This is a genomic window from Arthrobacter nitrophenolicus, from assembly GCF_000332815.1.
Lineage (GTDB): Bacteria > Actinomycetota > Actinomycetes > Actinomycetales > Micrococcaceae > Arthrobacter > Arthrobacter nitrophenolicus.
This window is the reverse complement of the sequence record NZ_AOFD01000055.1, coordinates 1-17,419: the sequence shown is the minus strand read 5'-3', so window position 1 is coordinate 17,419 and position 17,419 is coordinate 1. Positions and strand designations below refer to the sequence as shown.

The following is a 17,419-nucleotide window of genomic DNA, read 5'->3' as shown; positions in this document are numbered from 1 at the left end:
TCAGACTCCCTGTACTGCGAGTTGGAGATATTCCTCGTCAGCGATGTCGCTGCGGGGTATATCGCGGATGATGGAGCCGTCCTTCAGGACGAGGACGCGGTCGCTGACCGCGAGTAGTTCCGGGTACTCGGAAGAGATGACGATGACAGCCTTGCCGGCGCTGGCCAGCTCGCGGATCATGTCCAGGATTTCGCTCTTGGTGCCGATGTCGACGCCCGCCGTTGGCTCGTCCAGGATCAGGATGTCCGGATCGGTGCCCAGCCACTTGGCGATCACCACTTTCTGCTGGTTGCCGCCGGAGAGGAGCCGTACCGGGCGGTGCGGGTGGGCCACCTTCACTGCGAACCTTTTGATCAGGGAGGAGGACAATTCTTTGCCCTTGGCGCCGTCCAGGAGGGGTCCCCGCTGGATCTTCCGAGGAGGGGAAGCAGCAGGTTGTCCTGGACCGAGTGCTCCAGGACGAGGCCCTGGGCCCTGCGGTCCTCCGGGATGAGGGCGAGGCCCGCGTCGATGGCCTGCTGGGGCGAGCCAAGCGTGACCTTCTTGCCCCGCAGGAGAACCTCGCCGCTGTCCGCCTTGTCAATGCCGAAGAGGGTGCGGGCGAGTTCGGTTCGACCGCTTCCCATCAGCCCTGCCAGCCCGAGGATATCGCCGGGCCGGAGCGCGAAGGAAACGTCCCGAACCCGTGGCCCCGCGTTGAGCCCTCGGACCTCCAGCAGCGGCGCCCCGTCATGCACCGCGTGGTCACGGGCACGATAGGAAAGCTGGCCTTCGATCTTCTTGCCGACGATGCCCTCCACGATCTGTTCGGGAGTGACGTCCGTCAGCGGGGCTGTGAGGAGGTGCCGGCCGTCGCGGAGGATGGTGATCCTGTCCGCGAGCCTGTACACCTCATCCATGCGGTGTGAGATGTAGATGATCGAGATCCCACGCTGCTTGAGGCGGTCAATAAGTTCGAAGAGTGCTTCGGACTCATGCCGGGCCAGGCTTGCAGTGGGCTCATCCATGATCAGCACCTGGGCGTTCTGGGCGAGTGCCTTGGCGATCTCGGTCAGCTGCCAGTATGCGGTGCCGAGCCGCGAGACCTCGGCGCGGGGGTCGACGTCGACCTCCATCTCACTGAAGACTTCCCTGGCCCGGCGCACCGCGGCACGGTCATCGATGAGTCCGGCAGTGCCGAGCGGTTCCGCGGCAAGGAAGATGTTCTTTGCAACAGTCAGGCTCGGTACCAGGCTGAACTCCTGGAAGACCATTCCTATCCCGGCTGCCTTCGCGTCATGGATGGAGTTGATGGCGGCGGGTTTGCCGCCAATGAGGATCTCGCCGGCGTCTGCCTGGTACACGCCCTGGAGGATCTTCATGAGCGTGGACTTCCCTGCGCCGTTGCCGCCTGCGAGCGCGTGGACCTCGCCCTTGCGGACGTCGAAATCTACGTCCTTCAATACGGGAACGCCGTTGAAGCCCTTGGAAATCGAGCGCATCTCGACGACATTGTCTGCGGTGTTCATCGTTGCCCTTTCGGCGCGGTGCGGGGGTGGGCCCCCGCACCGCCGGTTTTCGCTACTGCTTGTAGGAGTCCTGGATATCCTTGGGGGCGTCCTCGTGGTAGACCTGCTTCCAGGCTTCCAGGACGTTGGAGTGGTCAACCGGGAGGGCACTCAGCGCCACATAAGCGGGCGCTTCCTTGCCGATGAGTGCCCCTGCGGCCAGCCGGGCTTCCGTGACACCTTGGTCGAACGGAACCTGCGCTCCCAGGCCGACGACGAGTTCATCCTTGGCGAGGGCAATCGCGACGTTCTTGCCGAGGTCCTCGGTGGCGATCTTCAGGTCCTGCCGGCCGGCGGCGCGTGCTGCTGCCATCACGCCTTCTGCAGGAACATCCCACACCGCCCAGATGCCGGACAGGTCAGGTACTTGCTCAGCATTGCGTTGGCGGCAGCCTGGGCGTCTCCGGCGAAGTCCGGACCGGCAATGCCCTTCTCCTCGACGACCTGGATCTCCGGGTATTCCTTCGTGATCGTTTCCTTGAAGCCCTCGTAGCGCTGCTTGGTCACGAAGAAGTCGGCCTGGTGGAAGACAAGCCCGATCTTTCCCTTGCCACCGAGCGCTTTGGCCATCTGGTGGGCAGAGACGACGCCGTTCCCGAAGTTGTCAGCGGAAACAACAGACACGTAGTCCTGCCCGGCAGTCAGCCCCTGGGGAACGTTGTCCATGAAGACGAGTTTCGTGCCGGCTTCCGCGGCCTTCTTGTAGGCGGAGGCCGTGGCCACAGGATCCGTGGGGATGGAGACGATGATGTCAGGGTCCTGGGTCATGACAGTTTCGATGTCCGAAACCTGCTTGTCCGGCTTGAAGTTCGCGTCGGTTGTGGCGATGACCTTGATGCCGAGTTTTTCGAACTCGCTCTTAAGTCCGTTGACCTGGGCGGTAGCCCAGTCATTGCCGCCGTAATGCATCACGACGGCGGCCTTTGCGTTGAGTGCCTTGACCTTCTCGATCTCTTCGGGAGTCAGCTCTGCTGCGGACGCCGGGGAGGGCGTCTCGCCGTTGGGTCCCTTGCTCAGGACCTGTCCCTTGATGTCCTCAAGGGCCTGCTGAGCCTTCTCGGACACGCCGGCGTCGGGAGCGTTCGACGTGCCTGTTGTCGAACTGCTGCAGGAAGCGACGGAAAGTGACAGGACTGCGGCAAGGGCCACAATGGGAAGCCTGCGGATCATCATTGTTCTCCAGTGCTTTGGGTGGATGGGTAGGGGTGGATGCCTGGGTGGATCAGGCGAGGGCCATGGCCAGGGCGGCCGGAACCGGGGAAAGCACGAGCCGGCCAGAGGCCGAGGCTGTGCGGATTGCAGCGGCCTTGTCTGAAGCTTTCAGGAGCTCCGCTGCATGGGCTTTGTCGACGAAGAAGCCCAGGGAACACGGCCCGTGGTGGGTTTGGACCCACTTCACCGCCTCGCTGGCCGCTTTCGCCATGTCACTGCCCGGTTCCGCAGCGGGGCCGCGAACGGTGGACACTGACGCGGGTTTGCCCGAGTTGTCGACTGAGACGACCAGGCTCGCCCACAAAAGATCGTCATCGAAGATTCCGACGACCGCCGAGGTGCCGGCAGCCACAAACGCATTGACAGCGGCTCCAAGCTCGCCGGGCCCCGCATCCTCCAGGAGCATTTCGAGATGTGCCCACTGGGCCTGGTCGACGTCCCGAAGCCCGGCAGCCGGATCGAGCGCGAGTGCTTGGGCGATGCGGTGGGGCATCCCGCTCCTTTCGTCATTGAAATATTGCTCCGTTAGCGTTTACGGATTTACCGTGAACGTTTACGGACCTCATCGTAAACGTTCACGGAGAAAGGTGTCAAGCATCACATCTTGGGCTATTCATGGCGGCGTGGACGTCGGGGCCGACGTAAGATCGAAAGGCACGGAACCTCGAGGTTGCGGGCGTGAGGTGCAAGACAGGAGAGAGCGTGGCAGGCATAACTGTTCCCCCTGAGACGAACGAGCGGTCACCGGATGCCCCGCCGCGGCGCCGGAAGCCCACCATCAACGATGTGGCAAGCATGGCCGGGGTTTCCTTCGGCACGGTCTCGCGGGTCCTCAACGGCGCTCCTGATGTCAGCGCCGCAACCCGAGAACGCGTTCTTCAGATCATCAAGGACATCGGGTACCGGCGGAACCGGGCAGCCACGGCGCTCGTCACCAGCAAGTCGACGTCCATCGGCATACTTTCCGACGGCTCCCCCCGGTTCGGCCCGGTGGGCACACTGATGGCCCTCGAGAACGTTGCACGCAAGAAGGGCTACGCCACAACAGTCATAAGCGTCGAAAAGCCCTACGAAGAGTCGGTCCAGGCAGCGCTCGACACCTTGGACGATACCGGCGTGGGCGGAATTATCGTCATTGCCCCCATGGTGGACATGGCGGCAGCCGTCTGGAATGCCACATGCCGTGTGCCGGTGGAAATGATTGCCGCCGGAGCCTCGTCAACTCCCAATGTCTTCACCTACTCCGAGAACCAGGAGCTGGGAGCGAGGCTCGCCACCCAGCACCTCATCGACCTGGGCCATACCGACATTGCCCATATTGCCGGCTCCATGGACTGGTTCGATGGCCGGGTCCGCAAGCGGGGCTGGGAAGCGGCGCTGCGGGATGCGGGACTCGAGCAGGGGCTGTGCATCGAAGGTGATTGGAGCCCCAAGTGGGCGTACGAAACGGGTCTCCGGCTGGTACGTGAGGGAAGGGTTCCGCAGGCAATTTTCGCCGCGAGCGACCACACCGCGCTCGGGCTGATCCGCGCTTTTGCCGAGAACGGCATCCGGGTTCCGGACGATGTCAGCATTGTCGGCTTCGATGACATTGAAGGGTCAGATTATTTCCTGCCTCCCCTGACCACCGTGCGCCAGGACTTCACAGCACTGGCGCTCATGAGCACCGAGGTGCTTCTGGGTGCCATGGAGGGGCGGGACGTGGACCGCACGCCGATCCCGCCGACCCTTGTCGTGCGCCACAGCGCCCGCCAGGCGACCCCGAGCAAGTAGGAACCTGGCAGGGAAGCGCGTAGGAGGTGAGCTGCAGCCTCACCAATGTACAGCCTTGTCCGCATTCACCCGGCCATTCGCCCAGTCAGTCCCGATGCGACCAACTGGGTCGGTGCTGGACTCGACTTTGGCACGGACTTCCGAATTGCTCGCGCCGGGGTTGGCACTCCAGGCGAGTGCGGCAACAGCAGCGACAATCGGCGAAGACATCGACGTGCCGCTGCCTATGTCGTAACCCTGGGAACGGTTGTACTCCCTCGCAATGACAAACCTGTGGTTGGGGAAAGTGGAATAGACGCTGACCCCCGGCGCTGCGACATCCACCCATGTGCCATAGGTGGAGAACGATGCCTTCAAATCCTCGTTGTCGGTCGCCCCCACAGCAATAACGTTGACGTAGGCCCCCGGGTACATCATGGTCGTGCTGTTCCCGTTGCCGGCGGCGGCGACCAGCACCACACCAGCATTCCAGGCGTTGTTGACAGCAGTTTGCAGAGTGGTTGAGGACCCCACAGCGAGGCTCATGTTGATGACCTTCGCTCCACTCTTGACCGCCCAGTTGATGCCGTTCGCGAGCCCTGAGCTGGACCCCATCCCGGAGTCGGTGAGGACTTTCCCGTCAAGGATCGTGCAGCCCCGGCAAACGCCGGCGACGCCAATGCCGTTGTCTGCCGTCGCAGCGACGATGCCGGCGACGTGCGTGCCGTGGCCGTAGTTGTCTTCGTTGTTTCTCGACGTGGTGAAGTTGGCCCGTGCAACGACCTTGGGATGGATGTCGGGGTTGTCGGTGGCGACGCCGGAGTCGAGGACAGCTACTTTGGTGCCGTTGCCGTTGGTGACCTTCCACGCTTCCACGGCGTCGACGTCAGCGTCCGCCTTGCCAGCCTTGATGGGGATGGTGCCGGCGGTGTTGGTAAAGGTCTGTCCGTCGTTCTGAAGTGCATACTGCCTGGAAAAATAGGTGTCGTCTGAAGCCGCTGTTACCACGTAGTCCGGCTCGGCATATTCCACCACGGGGTTCCGACTCAAAGCCTCGATGAGCTGCAGCTCCTTCCCGGTCGGCACCGTGATGACGTGCGCGCCGGTGCTGCCGACGCCGGGCCCCTCCACCAGGCCGTGCTGGCGCAGCACTCCTGCGGCCGCACCGCCGTCGCGGAACTTCACGAGGATCTGCCCCGCCGTAATTGCGGGGTCGGCCGCGGCACCGGCCGGGACGGCTGCACCTAGGAGGGTGCCAGTAACCATGACAACAGCGGCGAAGCCGGCCAGCACAAGCTTTTTCATAAGGGACATCTTCCGCGCCCGGGACCCCGGCTGGATAGGGGGAAAGACCCCAATTTTGGTCCGTCCACTCAACATGCAAAGCGAGGTGCCGGCCTGTGAGTGCTACGATTGCTACGGAGGTACGCCATGACTACAATCCCCCACCGCGAGCTCCGGAACCAAAGCAGCAAGATCCTGGAGCGGGTCAAGAACGGCGAAACCATCGACGTCACGAACAATGGTGAAGTTGCCGCCACCCTCATCCCGCCTGCAGCCTCACCTTTCGAGCGCCTGCTGAGGTCCGGCAGCGTGCGGCAGGCATCCGAAAGCCCCGTCGACTTCCGGCTGCTCCGGCGCGTGACCTCTGATGTCGGCACAGCGGAGATGATCGACGACCTTCGCGGCGACCGGTGATTATCTACGTGGACACCTCGGCCGCCTTAAAGCTGGTGGTCGAGGAACCGGAGTCCGGTCCTACCGCGGAGTTCCTATCGTCGGCCGGACAGAGGGGTGACCGGCTTGTAGCCTCAATGCTTCTCCACACGGAGCTGCACTGTGCCGCCAACCGCCGCGGACTGCCGCCGGAATTGGTCAACGCTGTGCTGGACGCAATCAACCTCGTGGACCTGACGCGTTCAGACCTCCTCTACGCCGCCGCCCTCCCTGGTAGATTGCTCAGCGCCGATGCGATCCACCTCGCCGCTGCGATCAGACTCGAAGCGCAGACTTTGGTCGCCTTCGACAAGGAGCTCGTTAGGGCAGCGACTCAAGTTGGGCTCCATACGATCACCCCGGGCAGCTAACCGGCCCGCCGGGGCTCCCGATCGGTGGCGCCCTTCTGCAGCGTGAAGATCCCGTAGCGCATCGCGCCGGTGCGGTAGGCCAGGATCATGCGGGGAATGCTTAGGACGGCGCCGCGGTTGCGTGCGCCGAGGGCGACGTGGCGGGTCTCGCCGTCGACAAGCAGAGCTTCAGCAGCCGGCCGGCACAGACCCACCAGGTGCGGGCAACGCGGCGGCTGACGTCCTCGTAGCCGGTGACCGTGAAGCCCGCCGCCGTTGCCATCGCCTCATACTCCCCGCGCGTGCCCATCGACGGCAGGCGCCCTTCGCGGCAGATGGGCTCCAGCAGGTGACGGACCTTCCAGCCGCCGGCATCGGTTTCGGCCAGCCACGCACAGACAACCAGGCAGCCGCCGGGTGTGAGCACGCGGTGCGCCTCGGCGAAGAACCCGGGCTTGTCCACCATGTGCTCGCTCGACTCGATCGCCCAGGCCGCGTCGACCGAGGCGTCGGCCAGGCCGTTGGCCAGCCAGTCGCGGACCTGGATGTCCACGTCGGCTACGGGATGGGCGGCGGCGTAACGGGCCTGCTCGGTTGACAACGTGAAGCCAGTGACGCTGACCCCTCGTGCCACGGCAAGCCGTCGGGCGGTGGCACCGTAGCCGCAGCCGATGTCCACGCACGCCTGGCCGGGCACCAGGCGCAGCCGGCCGCCGACAGTGTCGGCCAGCGCTTCCACGGCCTCGCCCGGCGACTCGCGGCCGGTCGCCCACAGCCCGTGATGGACATGGTCCCCCCACACCCGGCGGTACACGGGATCGAGCGCGTCGTAGTGATCCGCCACCGCCACGGCGTCCTGCGAGATATCGGGGACAATCACGCCCCGACCCTACAACGGCGCTCCCTGCCGAAGGAAGGGAAAGGCCGACGGCGGCACTCGCCGCCCGCCGTCGTCGCGCCCCTATTACTGGTGACCCGGCAGTCCTACACTGGCTGTTAACCCCATTGGTTGCGGCTAAAGGAGAACCCATGGAGGTCATCGAACAGGTGCGTGAAGGAATGCACGTCGTGGCGTCTGATGGGAAAAAGGTCGGCAAGGTGAAGGACCTGAAAATGGGTGATCCGGAGGCCGTTACCGCGGAAGGGCAGACCGACCCGGAAACCGGGGGCCTCGTCAACACCGGGATTGCCGCCTTTGCCGCCACGTCGAAGCTGCCGCATCATACCGCGGAGAGGTTGCTGCGGGTCGGTTATGTGGAAGTCGACAGGCCTGGCCTGTTGACGGGCCACGCCTATTTTGCAGCGGATGACCTGGACCGGGTGGAGGACGACACCCTGTGGCTCAAAGCGGGTCTGTCCGGGGACAGGCATTCCGAATAGGAGGCTGCCTGCCGATCGGGTGCTAGCGGTCACCCCGGCTCTGGTGGCACTGACTTGTCTGGAGTCGGGGTATCTTCGGCTGATCTTATCCGCAGATAGTCCCGACGGACCAGCAAGAGCGCAGCAGCTTCAAGGATCACAAAGGCGACGACAGCGGTCCAGTATCTGGCCCCTGTCTGGACGACGACGAGGGCCAGGACGCCAGGCCCGAAAGCCGCCAGGATCAGCGTCAGCGGTGAAAGATCTTGGGCCTGGGTCCCCAGCCAGTCCGAAGAGGCGTTGGACCATCTTCCGATGCGCTTACTGGTCATGTCCTGGCATTTCTTCCCCACGCCTGCTTGCCCGCTCGTCAGTTTGGTCGACGCCGTCCGGCTGCCTTCGGCGAAGGTCTCTGGTGAGCATGACCAGGGCAGGCACTCCGGCGGCCAGGGCTGGGATCAGCAGCAGCAGCCCGTAGCCGGGGATGGACGCAGACGTGACGGCCGCGGCAACCGCCGCGGCCAAGGAAGCCACTAGGGCAACGGACACGGCCCTGCGTTCGTCCGTGGCATTGAAGAAGCGAAAGCCTCCAAGAGCGGCAGTTGCCACGGCACAGGCGACGACCAGGACTGTAACCGCTCCCGCCCGGGGTCCCGGAACGTCCTTGAGCAGATCGATGATGGCGATGGGAACTGCGAGCATCCAGCCGCCGAGAAGTACCGCCAGGACGCAGCCGGCGAGGCGCCGTTTGGGCACGGCTTCCCCCGTGTAGATCTGCTCTGCGGGAAGGTCTGTCTGCTGGACGTGGCGATGGGCTGCCGGCGGTGGCGGCTGCGATGGTCGAGCGGTATTTTCAAGCATCTTTCCCCCGAAATGTCGTTGCTTGATGTTTTTCCACCCTACATGGGGTGGCTCCAGCACGAGGATCGTCGGCGGCACCGGCCCCAGGCCGCAGAAAAGGCGCGCCCCATCCGCTGGCAGTCCACCGACATGGATCCGGCGATTTGGAAGTGTTGGAAGCGCTGGGCCGGCCGGTGGGGCTTTCAGATGCGCGGCACCAAGCATCTAGGGGCGGCGGAGCGGGCACAGGCGTGGGAGTCCAGATTTCGAAAGGCCGGTGACCCGCCGTCAACCCCCACAAGCCGGGGAATACGGTCGAGGCCCCAAGACATCTGCCCACTCCTTCTCCGTCAGCACCCGTCCTGCGATCCGGCACGCACGGTCCTCCCACGCCGCCGGCTCGGCGACGACCACCTGATTGGTCCCGTTGGACTGTTCGAGGACAAGGGTGCGCTCATTAATCTCCTCGACAAAGGGCTCCCCGCTACTAAAAGGATCGATGCGGAAGCCGGCAGCCCAGTCGCCGAGATCCGACGTCATGATCGCGCCGTCTGCTCCGGCCGTCACCAGCTCGCCGGTCGCCCGGAATTCGGCTGCAGTGACCGCGCCATTGTGGTTGCGGAGCGTCTCCGTGATGTCTCCAGTGCCGGTGTTCACGATCATGGTGCCGGTGCCCGTGGGGATGGCGAGCTGCTGGCCGTCGGGACCGAAGTCGGCCGCGGGCGGAGTCACCGGCACGGGGACCGTAATAGGTGCCGCTCCTCCGGAAAGGTCGACGATGCGGACGGCGAGCAAGCCATCCCGGACGGCGATCAGACGACCATCCGGGCTGACGGCCAGTAGCCCGTTCCCATCGATCCGATCGATCTGGCTGCCCGAGGAGGTATCAAACACCATGGTCGGTCCTAACCGGCTGGCATACAGTCGCGAGCCGTCCGGGGAGAACTTCAGCGCGCCGAACTGTCCTCCCCAGGCAGATGGGCCGGGATCCGAACTTTTCTCGCCCAAGTCCAGCAGTATCGGTGAATCCCCGCCGCCACGCCAGAGGGCGGCGACCGCGGACGGGTGGATCCAGGATGCAGCCTCCAGCGCTGCGAACAGGGATCCGTCTGATGAGTATTCGATATCTGCCGCCGGCCCAGCCAAGCCCTGGTAGGTCTTCAGTCCCGAGCTGCCCCCGCTGGCGAGATCGAACGTTCCGGTCCGTCCGCGATCGCACGGCAGGGCGTCACAGAGGCCCAACATGGCGCTGAATGCGACGGCGCCGGAGACAGGGTCCACGTCGGTTGCCACCACACCTCCGATTGGCGAATATTCGCCGAGCTGGGACCGGTTGGCCAAGTCGAATAGCCGCAGATCGTCGTCGCTGTCGATCACTGATACGCGGTTCCCGTCCTTCTCGAGCGACATGCTCGTGGGAGTCACGCCAGCTTCCTGGATGCGGGTGATGCTTGTGACACGAGGTGCGCGCGTGAAAACTCTCACGATGTTGGTGCGGGTTTCGGAGCTGTCCCAGATATGACGGGCTTCGACTGCGAGCAGGAGGGCCCGATCGAAGTCCGTTTCCTCCAGTGCAGTCGCGGCAACGCGCCGCGCCTCTGCCACCGTCGCCCGCTCACCGGCGAGATTTGCCTGGAACCCCGCAACGAGGCCCGCTGAGACAGCCACAACCGCGAGCGTTGCTGCCCCGGCCGACAGCCAGGTCAGGCGGCGGACCATGCTGCGCTCTTTGCTCAGCTGCTTCTGGGCGGCCGCGAGCCCTGCCGTCTCAGCCGCTGAAGAGGTATCCAGGAATTCGCGTTCGACGACGGTAAGTGCGGGATTCTCCGTATCTCGCCAGTGCTGGACTGCCGTTTGCCGGCTGCCGCGATAGAGTTCGCTGTCCGGGCGTCCCATGGCATCCCAGGCAGCGGCTGCGGTACCCAGGTGGCGCATGATCCGCTGGCCCTCGATATCATCGGCGAGCCACTCCTTCAGCCGTGGCCACTCGCGGGCGAGCGCCTCGTGGGACAGCCCAACGGTTTCCGTATCGGTTATGAGCAGGCGTGCATCGACCAACCGATTGACCACCTTGGCATGGGCATCGTCAATTGCGATCCGCGTGCGTTCGATCGGACGGGAAACAACCGCACCGTCCGGGAATGCTTCCACGAGGCGGAGAAGGATATCGCGCAGCAGTCGCTGGCCCTCAGGCGTGAGGCTGGCGAAGACGTCTTCCGCGGTCTTGGCCACGGCCCCTTGGACCTCGCCGGATGCCTGATACCCGTCGATCGTGAGGACGCGGCCCTCACGACGCGACCATACCTGGCGCAGGGCGTGGGACAACAGCGGAAGGTTTCGCCCGTCGGCGTCGCGGACGAGGATCTCGACAAGGCCCGGTTCCAGGATGAGCCCGGCCTGCTCTGCGGGCTTCTCAATCACGGCACGGAGTCCGCCCGTGCCGAACGCCGTGAGCATAAGCATCTGCGACTGAATGATCCCGCAAAGCCAGGATGTTCGGCCAGGTCTCCCAGGCGGTCGGCCCGGATGGCGATAACCACCCTTCTGCGAAAAATCTCTCCCAACAGGGTTTCGAAAAACGCCGGGATCTCGGCGTGGTCGTTGGCGGCGAACGCCTGCTCGCACTGATCGACGATGAGCAGCGAATTTCCGGGGCTGCGCACAACATCCCGAGGGCGCTGACGGGATGCTCGCCGGGCGCCACTATGGTCACTTGCGTGCCGTGTGCCGCGAACCGCGCGCCTATCCCGGCCCTGACGAAAGAGGACTTGCCGATGCCCGATGAGCCGGTGACCAGCAGCACGCCGTGTTCCTCAAGCGCCCGCAATGCTCCTGCAAGTTCCTGCTCTCGGCCGAAGTACCGCTCGGCATCCGCAATGCCCGCGGGAGGCAGCCCGAAGTACGGGCACTCCGGGCTCCCGGCCCGGAACACGTGATCGGTCAACAGTGAGGGATCCTGCCGCAGGATCGCCTGCTCCAGCTCAGCCAGTTCTGTGGACGGATCCAGTCCAAGATCGGCGCAAAGGATCGCCCGGGCCCTTCGCACGGCCGCGAGTGCGTCCGCCTGCCGCCCCTGCCTGTACTGCGCCACGCTCAGCAGGACCCAACGCCGCTCGCGGAGTGGTGCTTCGGCGACGCGGGCCTGCGCCAACACGGCGACCTCCTGCACCTCGCCGGCCTGTAGCCGCGCGTCGAGGAGCTGCTCCTCGACGCCGAGGCGCATCTCCTCGAGGCGGGCAGCGGCGATCCGAGCCGGTCCCCACTCGATAAGGTCGGCGAAGGCTTCACCCCGCCACAAGTCGAGCGCCTCAGAGAATGAGTGTGCGGCACGTTCCGGTTCACCAAGTTTCAACTGCTGTGTCCCCCTGATGACGAGGCGCTCGAACTTCTCCGCATCGACGTCGATGTGCTCCGCGGCCAGCCGATATCCGAACGGGGTGGTTTCGATCTCGGCAGGTCCAATGAGCCTCCGCAGCCGCATGATGCACCCCGGAATGACCTTCGACCACGAGGCGGGGAGATTATCGCCCCAGAGCGCTTCTGCGAGGGATTCAACCGACAGTGCGGCACCCAGGCGGACGGTAAGTGCTCCCATCACCGCACGATCGCGTGGGGCAAGGGGTATCCGGCCGTCGTCGAGCGTCAGCGCTCCAAGAACGCGAACCTCCATGAAGCACACTCTCCGCCCCCGCCCAACGTCCGTCAAGACGGGTGATATCGGGAAGATACCGCTGGGGCGTGTGCCGATATCCTGCTGATATCGGCACACCGTTCACTGATAGGAGCAAGCACCAACGCTCGCGGATCCAAACGAAGGAACTGACATGTGGACATTGAACCGGCCCGGCCTCGTGACTCAGGCGGCGCGGACCAGGCAGCTTGGCATCGGCGTCATAATCCTCGCCTGCGTAGGCCTCTCGGCGTGTACCCCCGTCGCGGCGCCATCCCCCGCATCGACTACGGATGCTCGCACCGTCGCACCGCTGCCGGAGGGCGGCGACCTCGACGCGGCACATACCTCGTCACCAGCTTTACGGTTCCTTTTAAGATCACTGTCCCGGCTGGCTGGTCGACTGGCGACGGCGAGGTCCTAGGCCTGTCCAAGGACAACCCTGATAACCCGGATGACGGAGCGGTCATTGTGGCTTGGTGGCCCGCGGACTATGTGCCGACCGACCCATGCGCGTGGCAGGGCACGCTCGCCAAGGTCGATCCGTCGGCTCAAGCCTTCGTTAATGCGATGACGGCGCAGACGTCAACGGCAAGCACCCCTCCCGTCGAGGTCGTGGTGGGCACTTACTCCGGCTTCGAGTTCGATCACTCCGTCGAGGGCGACGTGGACATCGCAGCCTGCGACGAGGGCAAGTTCTGCATCCACTCAGAAACTTCATACGGATGCTCACGCTGGTACTCGACTCAGAATGAACGCGAAACCTACCGGGTGGCCGACCTGAACGGGGAGCGCGCTGTGATCTGGATGGCCGAATACCGCCCACCCATCAATCCGGAGCTGATCAGAGAGGGACGCGCCATTTTCGACTCGATCGAGTTCAAAGCCGACCGAGCTGCCCAATGACAAGGGTCCCCTGGCGCCGCCGCTTCCTCCCCAATAGAGGACGACGGCGGCCTGCCGGTGGTTGAGTCCGTCGGGTTCCGACGGGCCCAACTACCAGGGTTTCAAGCTCAACCACCGGGGTTTCGACAGGCTCAACCAGCGGTCAGCGGGTGTGGTGGCTGGGCTGCAGTTCGTACACCGGGGTCTCCAGGCCCTCCATCCGGGCCTTCAGCTGCAGCGCCAGGTAGGAGGAGTAGTGCCGGCTCTGGTGCAGGTTGCCGCCGTGGATCCAGAGGTTGGGGACGTTGGTTGGTTTCCACATATTGCGCAGCTCCCCCTCCCACGGGCCAGGGTCTTTTGGCGTGTCCGAGCCGTAGCCCCAGCACTTGCCCACGCGGTCCGCGATCTCGGGTGAGACCAGGTCCGCCAGCCACCCGTTCATGGACCCGTACCCGGTGGCGTAGACAATCAGGTCGGCCTCCAGCTCGGTGCCGTCGTCCATCACCACGGCGTTGCCGGTGATCTTGGCGACCTGCCCGTTCTTCAGCTTCACCCGGCCGTCGATGATCAGCTGGGAGGCGCCGACGTCGATGTAGTAGCCGGAGCCGCGCCGCAGGTACTTCAGGAACAGCCCGGACCCGTCCACGCCGAAGTCCAGCTCGAACCCGGCGGCCTCCAGCTGGGAGTAGAACTCCGCGTCCCGCTTGGCCATCTCCTGGTACACGGGCACCTGTGCCTCGGGCAGGATCCGCATGGGCAGTGAAGCGAACAGCAGATCGGCCTTCTCCGTGGTCACCCCGGCAGCCAACGCCCGCTCCGAGTACAGGTCCCCCAGCGCCAGATCCATCAGGGATTCGCTGCGGGCGATGTGGGTGGAGGAGCGCTGGACCATGGTGACGTCGGCGCCGTGCTCCCACAGGTCCGCGCAGATATCGTGCGCGGAGTTGTTGGAGCCGATCACCACGGCCTTCTTCCCGGTCCAGTCCCCGCCGCCGGGGTGCTGCGAGGAGTGCCGCTGCTCCCCCAGGAAGGACTGCGCGCCGTCGAACGCGGGGATGTTCGGGTAGCCGGAGACGCCCAGGGCGAAGACCAACTGCTTTGGCCGGAGAGTCACAGGCGACCCGTTGCGGAGGACGCTGACCACCCATTCCTGCGCGCCGTCGTCGTACTCTGCACCCACGCACTCGGTGCCGGACCAGTAGTTCAGCTCCATGATCCGGGTGTAGTGCTCCAGCCAGTCGCCGATCTTGTCCTTGGCGGCGAAGACGGGCCAGTCGTCCGGGAACTTCAGGTAGGGCAGGTGGTCGTACCAGACGGGGTCGTGCAGGTGCAGGGACTTGTAGCGGTTCCGCCAGGAGTCGCCTGGGTTCTGGTTCTTCTCGATCACGATGGTGGGCACGCCCAGCCGCCGCAGCCGCGCCGCGAGGCCGATGCCGCCCTGCCCGCCGCCGATGATCACGCAGTAGGGCTGCTCCTCGTAGCCGAGCCGCGCCTCCTGCTCCTCCTTGAGTTCCTTCCAGGAGCGGCGGCCGCGGATGATTTCGTGGGCCACGCCCTGCGCGCGGCGCGGGCCCTTCTTCTCCTCGAAACCCTTCAGCTCCTGCATGGTGGTGAGCAGCGTCCAGCATTTGCCGTTCCGCAGCCGGAGGTGGCCGTAGCCGCGGGCGGCCCCGGTCTCGAACGTGATCCAGGCTTCCACGGTCCCGTCCGGCCCGGCGCTGCCGGTGGCGTCCTCGGCGAGTGCCCAGTTGGCGGGCTGCACGTGGTCCAGCGTGGCCTGGAGCATCCGGCGGATGTCCGCCTTGCCCTCCAGGGTTTTCAGGTTCCAGGTGAACGCCACGAAGTCGCGCCAGTAGCTGCAATCCTCGAAGAGCTCCAGCGCGGCGTCCACGTTGCGGCGCTGCAGTGCGCCGTCCAGGCTGGCCAGCCAGGCCTGCGCTGCGGCGGTGGGTGTTTCGGTCATCTCCACTCCTTTGTGTGCGGTCCCTCAGGTGGTCCGGGCGGCCCCCGCCCGCCGGGGTCCCTGCGGTATGCTGGGGCGGTCGTGAGCTGCATCACTATGGGAACGCGGCGGGGGTAACAAGCGCGTTACACGGGCACTGCCGGCAAGGACGCCGACGGTGAGGAGGAGACGGTGGACTACGGCCTGAGGTTCTCGGACCCGGCGAAGTACGCGCGTGCCCTGCGCCGCGCGCACGAGCTGGTCATCGCCGGTGTCCCGCGGCCGGAGATCCCCGTGCCGCTGGCGGAGTCGTGGCGGCGGTCGATGGCGCTGGGCATCAGCCCGGACCAGCACAGCCCGCGGCACCTGCACGATCCCTCCGAGGTGCACCGGCTGCGGCGGGAGCACCGGCTGCAGCGGGTGATGCCGGCGCTGCAGGACCTGCTGGCGGACGATTCCAGTTCCGGCCGGCACCTGCTGGTGCTCACCGACGCCACCGGGGAGATCCTGTGGCGGGTGGGCAGCCGGGAGGCGCTGCGCCGGGCGGACCGGCTGGAGTTCTCCGAGGGGGCCGACTGGTCCGAGGCCGGGATCGGCACCAACGCCATCAGCGAGGCGCTGGTCACCGGCGGGCCGGTGCAGCTGTTCTCCGCCGAGCACCTGGTCCGCACCCACCACGACTGGGCCTGCACGGCCGCGCCCATCACGGACCTTTGACGGGCGCGTTGCTGGGCGTGCTCGATGTTTCCGGCCCGCTGGACACCATCAGCGCGGACACGCTGCGGATGGTGCGGTGCGCGGTCCGGGTGGCGGAGTCGTTGCTGGGAACGTCCGACGGCGTCGCCTCCCTAGGTGCGTCTTCTTCCGTGCGTGCGTCCCGGCAGGGTGTGCGCCGGCCTGCTGCTGGGGTGTCGTCGCTGGAGCTGCTCGGTGACAAGCCTGCCGCAGTGTTGGCTGACGGAAGCCGTGTGCCGCTGACGTTGCGCCGGGCGGAGATCCTGGCGCTGCTGGATTCCCGGTCGCAGGGCTGGAGCGCTGAGGAACTGGCGTATGAGCTGCACGGCGATTCGGGTACGCCGCAGGCCATCCGGACCGAGATGTTCCGGGTCCGGTCGATGCTGGGTGATGCGGTGGAGTCGAACCCGTACCGGCTAGCTCCCGGATTGGCCGGGTGTTCGGACTCGGGGCTGGTGCTGCGGCTGCTCCGCGAGGGTCTCGTAGCGGACGCGCTGGAAGCTTACACCGCTCCCCTGCTCAGCCGGTCCGGAGTTCTCACGGTGCAGTTGCTGCGGGATCAGTTGGACCTGGCTGTTGGAGCGGCTGTGAGGGCCAGTGGGGATGCGGGGCTGCTTGTCCGTTGGCTGTCCACGGATAAGGGTGCCGGGGATCCGCGCGCAATGGAAGCCTTTGGCCAGCTGGTGGGGCATGGCGATGCCCGGTATCTCGCGTTTCGCGCTTCCTTGGGTAGTGGAACTGACGGACCCTGGGGTCGGTAGAAGACTGCTGATGGAAGGAGCCGGTGGCCGCCCGGCCCGGCTCACCGCTGCGCAGGGCGGTGTACTCGCGGATTGCCAGGCCGTCTGCAACGACCTCCTTACTCCAGGCTCCAAGCTCCCCACCGAGACCGAACTTGGCGCCGACATGACGGTCAGCCGCACTATGCTCCCGAAGCCCTCATGCTGCTCGAGGAGGACGGCCTCATCAGGGCGCGCCGCGGCGTCGGACGCTTCATCTCGGACATGCTCCCCCGCATCGGCATCCAACACATCCGCCCCTTGGAGGAGGTTCTCGTCGGCGGCGGCCAGACGCTCGGGGTGAAGCCCCACCAGCCCATCGCACCCCGAATGCCAGCGGGGACCAGGCGGAGGATGCACAGGGCGGCCACCGCCGTCAGGACCAGCACCACCACGAAGATGGACCGGAAGCCCAGGGTCTCGGCCATGAGTCCGCCCACCCAGCCGTCCACGCCGCCGATTCCGCCGTTGATGGCGGCGATGATGCCCACAGACGTACCGAACACTTTGACCTGCAGGTTCTCGTTGAGGACGATGTAGGCAAGCGCGAAGACCGCGCTGGAGACGCCCTGCAGGAACCGGCCGGTGACCAGCAGTTCCAGCGTGGGCGCGGTGATGCAGAGGATGGTGCC

At 65.5% G+C, this 17,419-nt stretch carries 16 protein-coding genes and 2 pseudogenes; 7 read left to right on the top strand and 11 right to left on the bottom strand.

Annotated elements, in window-relative coordinates:
• From G205_RS23535 to G205_RS16600, 5 genes are read right to left on the bottom strand one after another with little or no spacing between them, the layout of a single operon-like run.
• Nucleotides 1–339, bottom strand: coding sequence for an ATP-binding cassette domain-containing protein (locus tag G205_RS23535; protein ID WP_268743682.1), 339 nt, complete (start codon nt 337–339; stop codon nt 1–3).
• 14 nt (nt 340–353) lie between these two features.
• Nucleotides 354–1,508: a sugar ABC transporter ATP-binding protein gene (locus G205_RS16610; protein WP_268743681.1), complete on the bottom strand. Its 1,155-nt coding sequence runs from the start codon at nt 1,506–1,508 to the stop codon at nt 354–356.
• Between the two features lie 52 nt (nt 1,509–1,560).
• Nucleotides 1,561–1,860: a type 1 periplasmic-binding domain-containing protein gene (locus tag G205_RS23140; RefSeq protein WP_235047025.1), complete on the bottom strand. Its 300-nt coding sequence runs from the start codon at nt 1,858–1,860 to the stop codon at nt 1,561–1,563.
• Nucleotides 1,860–2,720, bottom strand: a complete 861-nt coding sequence (locus G205_RS16605; protein ID WP_235047023.1) for a substrate-binding domain-containing protein — start codon at nt 2,718–2,720, stop codon at nt 1,860–1,862. The genes G205_RS23140 and G205_RS16605 overlap by 1 nt, the downstream gene beginning before the upstream one ends.
• 49 nt (nt 2,721–2,769) lie before the next feature.
• Entirely contained in the window at nt 2,770–3,252 is a 483-nt protein-coding gene (locus tag G205_RS16600) for a hypothetical protein (protein WP_009359002.1), read from the bottom strand.
• Nucleotides 3,253–3,461: 209 nt separating this feature from the next.
• Here G205_RS16600 and G205_RS16595 point away from each other — a divergent pair, with 209 nt between their 5' ends.
• Nucleotides 3,462–4,532 (top strand): LacI family DNA-binding transcriptional regulator, encoded by a 1,071-nt coding sequence (locus G205_RS16595; RefSeq protein WP_009359001.1) that lies wholly within the window; start codon nt 3,462–3,464, stop codon nt 4,530–4,532.
• A 39-nt stretch (nt 4,533–4,571) separates the two neighbouring features.
• Here the strand turns inward: G205_RS16595 and G205_RS16590 are convergent, their stop codons facing one another.
• Entirely contained in the window at nt 4,572–5,816 is a 1,245-nt protein-coding gene (locus G205_RS16590) for a S8 family serine peptidase (RefSeq protein ID WP_009359000.1), read from the bottom strand.
• A 126-nt stretch (nt 5,817–5,942) separates the two neighbouring features.
• Between G205_RS16590 and G205_RS16585 the strand changes: the two genes are divergently transcribed.
• Nucleotides 5,943–6,209: a type II toxin-antitoxin system Phd/YefM family antitoxin gene (locus G205_RS16585; protein ID WP_009358999.1), complete on the top strand. Its 267-nt coding sequence runs from the start codon at nt 5,943–5,945 to the stop codon at nt 6,207–6,209.
• The gene (locus tag G205_RS16580; protein ID WP_009358998.1) at nt 6,206–6,598 is read left to right on the top strand and encodes a type II toxin-antitoxin system VapC family toxin; all 393 of its coding nucleotides are present in this window, start codon (nt 6,206–6,208) and stop codon (nt 6,596–6,598) included. The genes G205_RS16585 and G205_RS16580 overlap by 4 nt, the downstream gene beginning before the upstream one ends.
• Before the next feature lie 100 nt (nt 6,599–6,698).
• On the opposite strand, the gene G205_RS16575 is transcribed toward G205_RS16580, so the two are convergent.
• A complete protein-coding gene (locus G205_RS16575; protein WP_009358997.1) occupies nt 6,699–7,457 on the bottom strand; it encodes an SAM-dependent methyltransferase in 759 nt (252 codons plus the stop codon).
• A gap of 149 nt (nt 7,458–7,606) precedes the next feature.
• Here G205_RS16575 and G205_RS16570 point away from each other — a divergent pair, with 149 nt between their 5' ends.
• A complete protein-coding gene (locus G205_RS16570) occupies nt 7,607–7,957 on the top strand; it encodes a hypothetical protein (protein ID WP_009358996.1) in 351 nt (116 codons plus the stop codon).
• Between the two features lie 300 nt (nt 7,958–8,257).
• Here G205_RS16570 and G205_RS16560 read toward each other — a convergent pair whose 3' ends face one another.
• The gene (locus tag G205_RS16560) at nt 8,258–8,797 is read right to left on the bottom strand and encodes a hypothetical protein (protein ID WP_200859182.1); all 540 of its coding nucleotides are present in this window, start codon (nt 8,795–8,797) and stop codon (nt 8,258–8,260) included.
• A 267-nt stretch (nt 8,798–9,064) separates the two neighbouring features.
• A pseudogene (locus G205_RS16555) lies at nt 9,065–12,257 on the bottom strand (nSTAND1 domain-containing NTPase).
• 441 nt (nt 12,258–12,698) lie between these two features.
• On the opposite strand from G205_RS16555, the gene G205_RS16545 reads away from it, so the two are divergent.
• Nucleotides 12,699–13,352 carry a hypothetical protein gene (locus tag G205_RS16545; RefSeq protein WP_235047021.1) on the top strand — a complete coding sequence of 218 codons (654 nt, stop codon included), beginning with the start codon at nt 12,699–12,701 and terminating at the stop codon, nt 13,350–13,352.
• 142 nt (nt 13,353–13,494) lie between these two features.
• Here the strand turns inward: G205_RS16545 and G205_RS16540 are convergent, their stop codons facing one another.
• Nucleotides 13,495–15,294, bottom strand: coding sequence for an NAD(P)/FAD-dependent oxidoreductase (locus tag G205_RS16540; RefSeq protein ID WP_009358992.1), 1,800 nt, complete (start codon nt 15,292–15,294; stop codon nt 13,495–13,497).
• 171 nt (nt 15,295–15,465) lie between these two features.
• On the opposite strand from G205_RS16540, the gene G205_RS23135 reads away from it, so the two are divergent.
• Entirely contained in the window at nt 15,466–15,990 is a 525-nt protein-coding gene (locus G205_RS23135; RefSeq protein ID WP_235047019.1) for a sigma-54-dependent transcriptional regulator family protein, read from the top strand.
• Nucleotides 15,987–16,769, top strand: coding sequence for a hypothetical protein (locus G205_RS23130; protein ID WP_235047017.1), 783 nt, complete (start codon nt 15,987–15,989; stop codon nt 16,767–16,769). Before G205_RS23135 ends, G205_RS23130 begins: the two co-directional genes overlap by 4 nt.
• 323 nt (nt 16,770–17,092) lie before the next feature.
• Here the strand turns inward: G205_RS23130 and G205_RS21295 are convergent.
• Nucleotides 17,093–17,419, bottom strand: a pseudogene (locus tag G205_RS21295) (MFS transporter); the annotation flags it as partial.

Coding starts and splice junctions, on each gene's coding strand:
- G205_RS16610 (WP_268743681.1), bottom strand. CDS start 1,508: ATGAACACCGCAGACAATGTCGTCGAGATGCGCTCGATTTCCAAGGGC.
- G205_RS23140 (WP_235047025.1), bottom strand. CDS start 1,860: ATGGCAGCAGCACGCGCCGCCGGCCGGCAGGACCTGAAGATCGCCACC.
- G205_RS16605 (WP_235047023.1), bottom strand. CDS start 2,720: ATGATGATCCGCAGGCTTCCCATTGTGGCCCTTGCCGCAGTCCTGTCA.
- G205_RS16600 (WP_009359002.1), bottom strand. CDS start 3,252: ATGCCCCACCGCATCGCCCAAGCACTCGCGCTCGATCCGGCTGCCGGG.
- G205_RS16590 (WP_009359000.1), bottom strand. CDS start 5,816: ATGAAAAAGCTTGTGCTGGCCGGCTTCGCCGCTGTTGTCATGGTTACT.
- G205_RS16585 (WP_009358999.1), top strand. CDS start 5,943: ATGACTACAATCCCCCACCGCGAGCTCCGGAACCAAAGCAGCAAGATC.
- G205_RS16570 (WP_009358996.1), top strand. CDS start 7,607: ATGGAGGTCATCGAACAGGTGCGTGAAGGAATGCACGTCGTGGCGTCT.
- G205_RS16560 (WP_200859182.1), bottom strand. CDS start 8,797: ATGCTTGAAAATACCGCTCGACCATCGCAGCCGCCACCGCCGGCAGCC.
- G205_RS16540 (WP_009358992.1), bottom strand. CDS start 15,294: ATGACCGAAACACCCACCGCCGCAGCGCAGGCCTGGCTGGCCAGCCTG.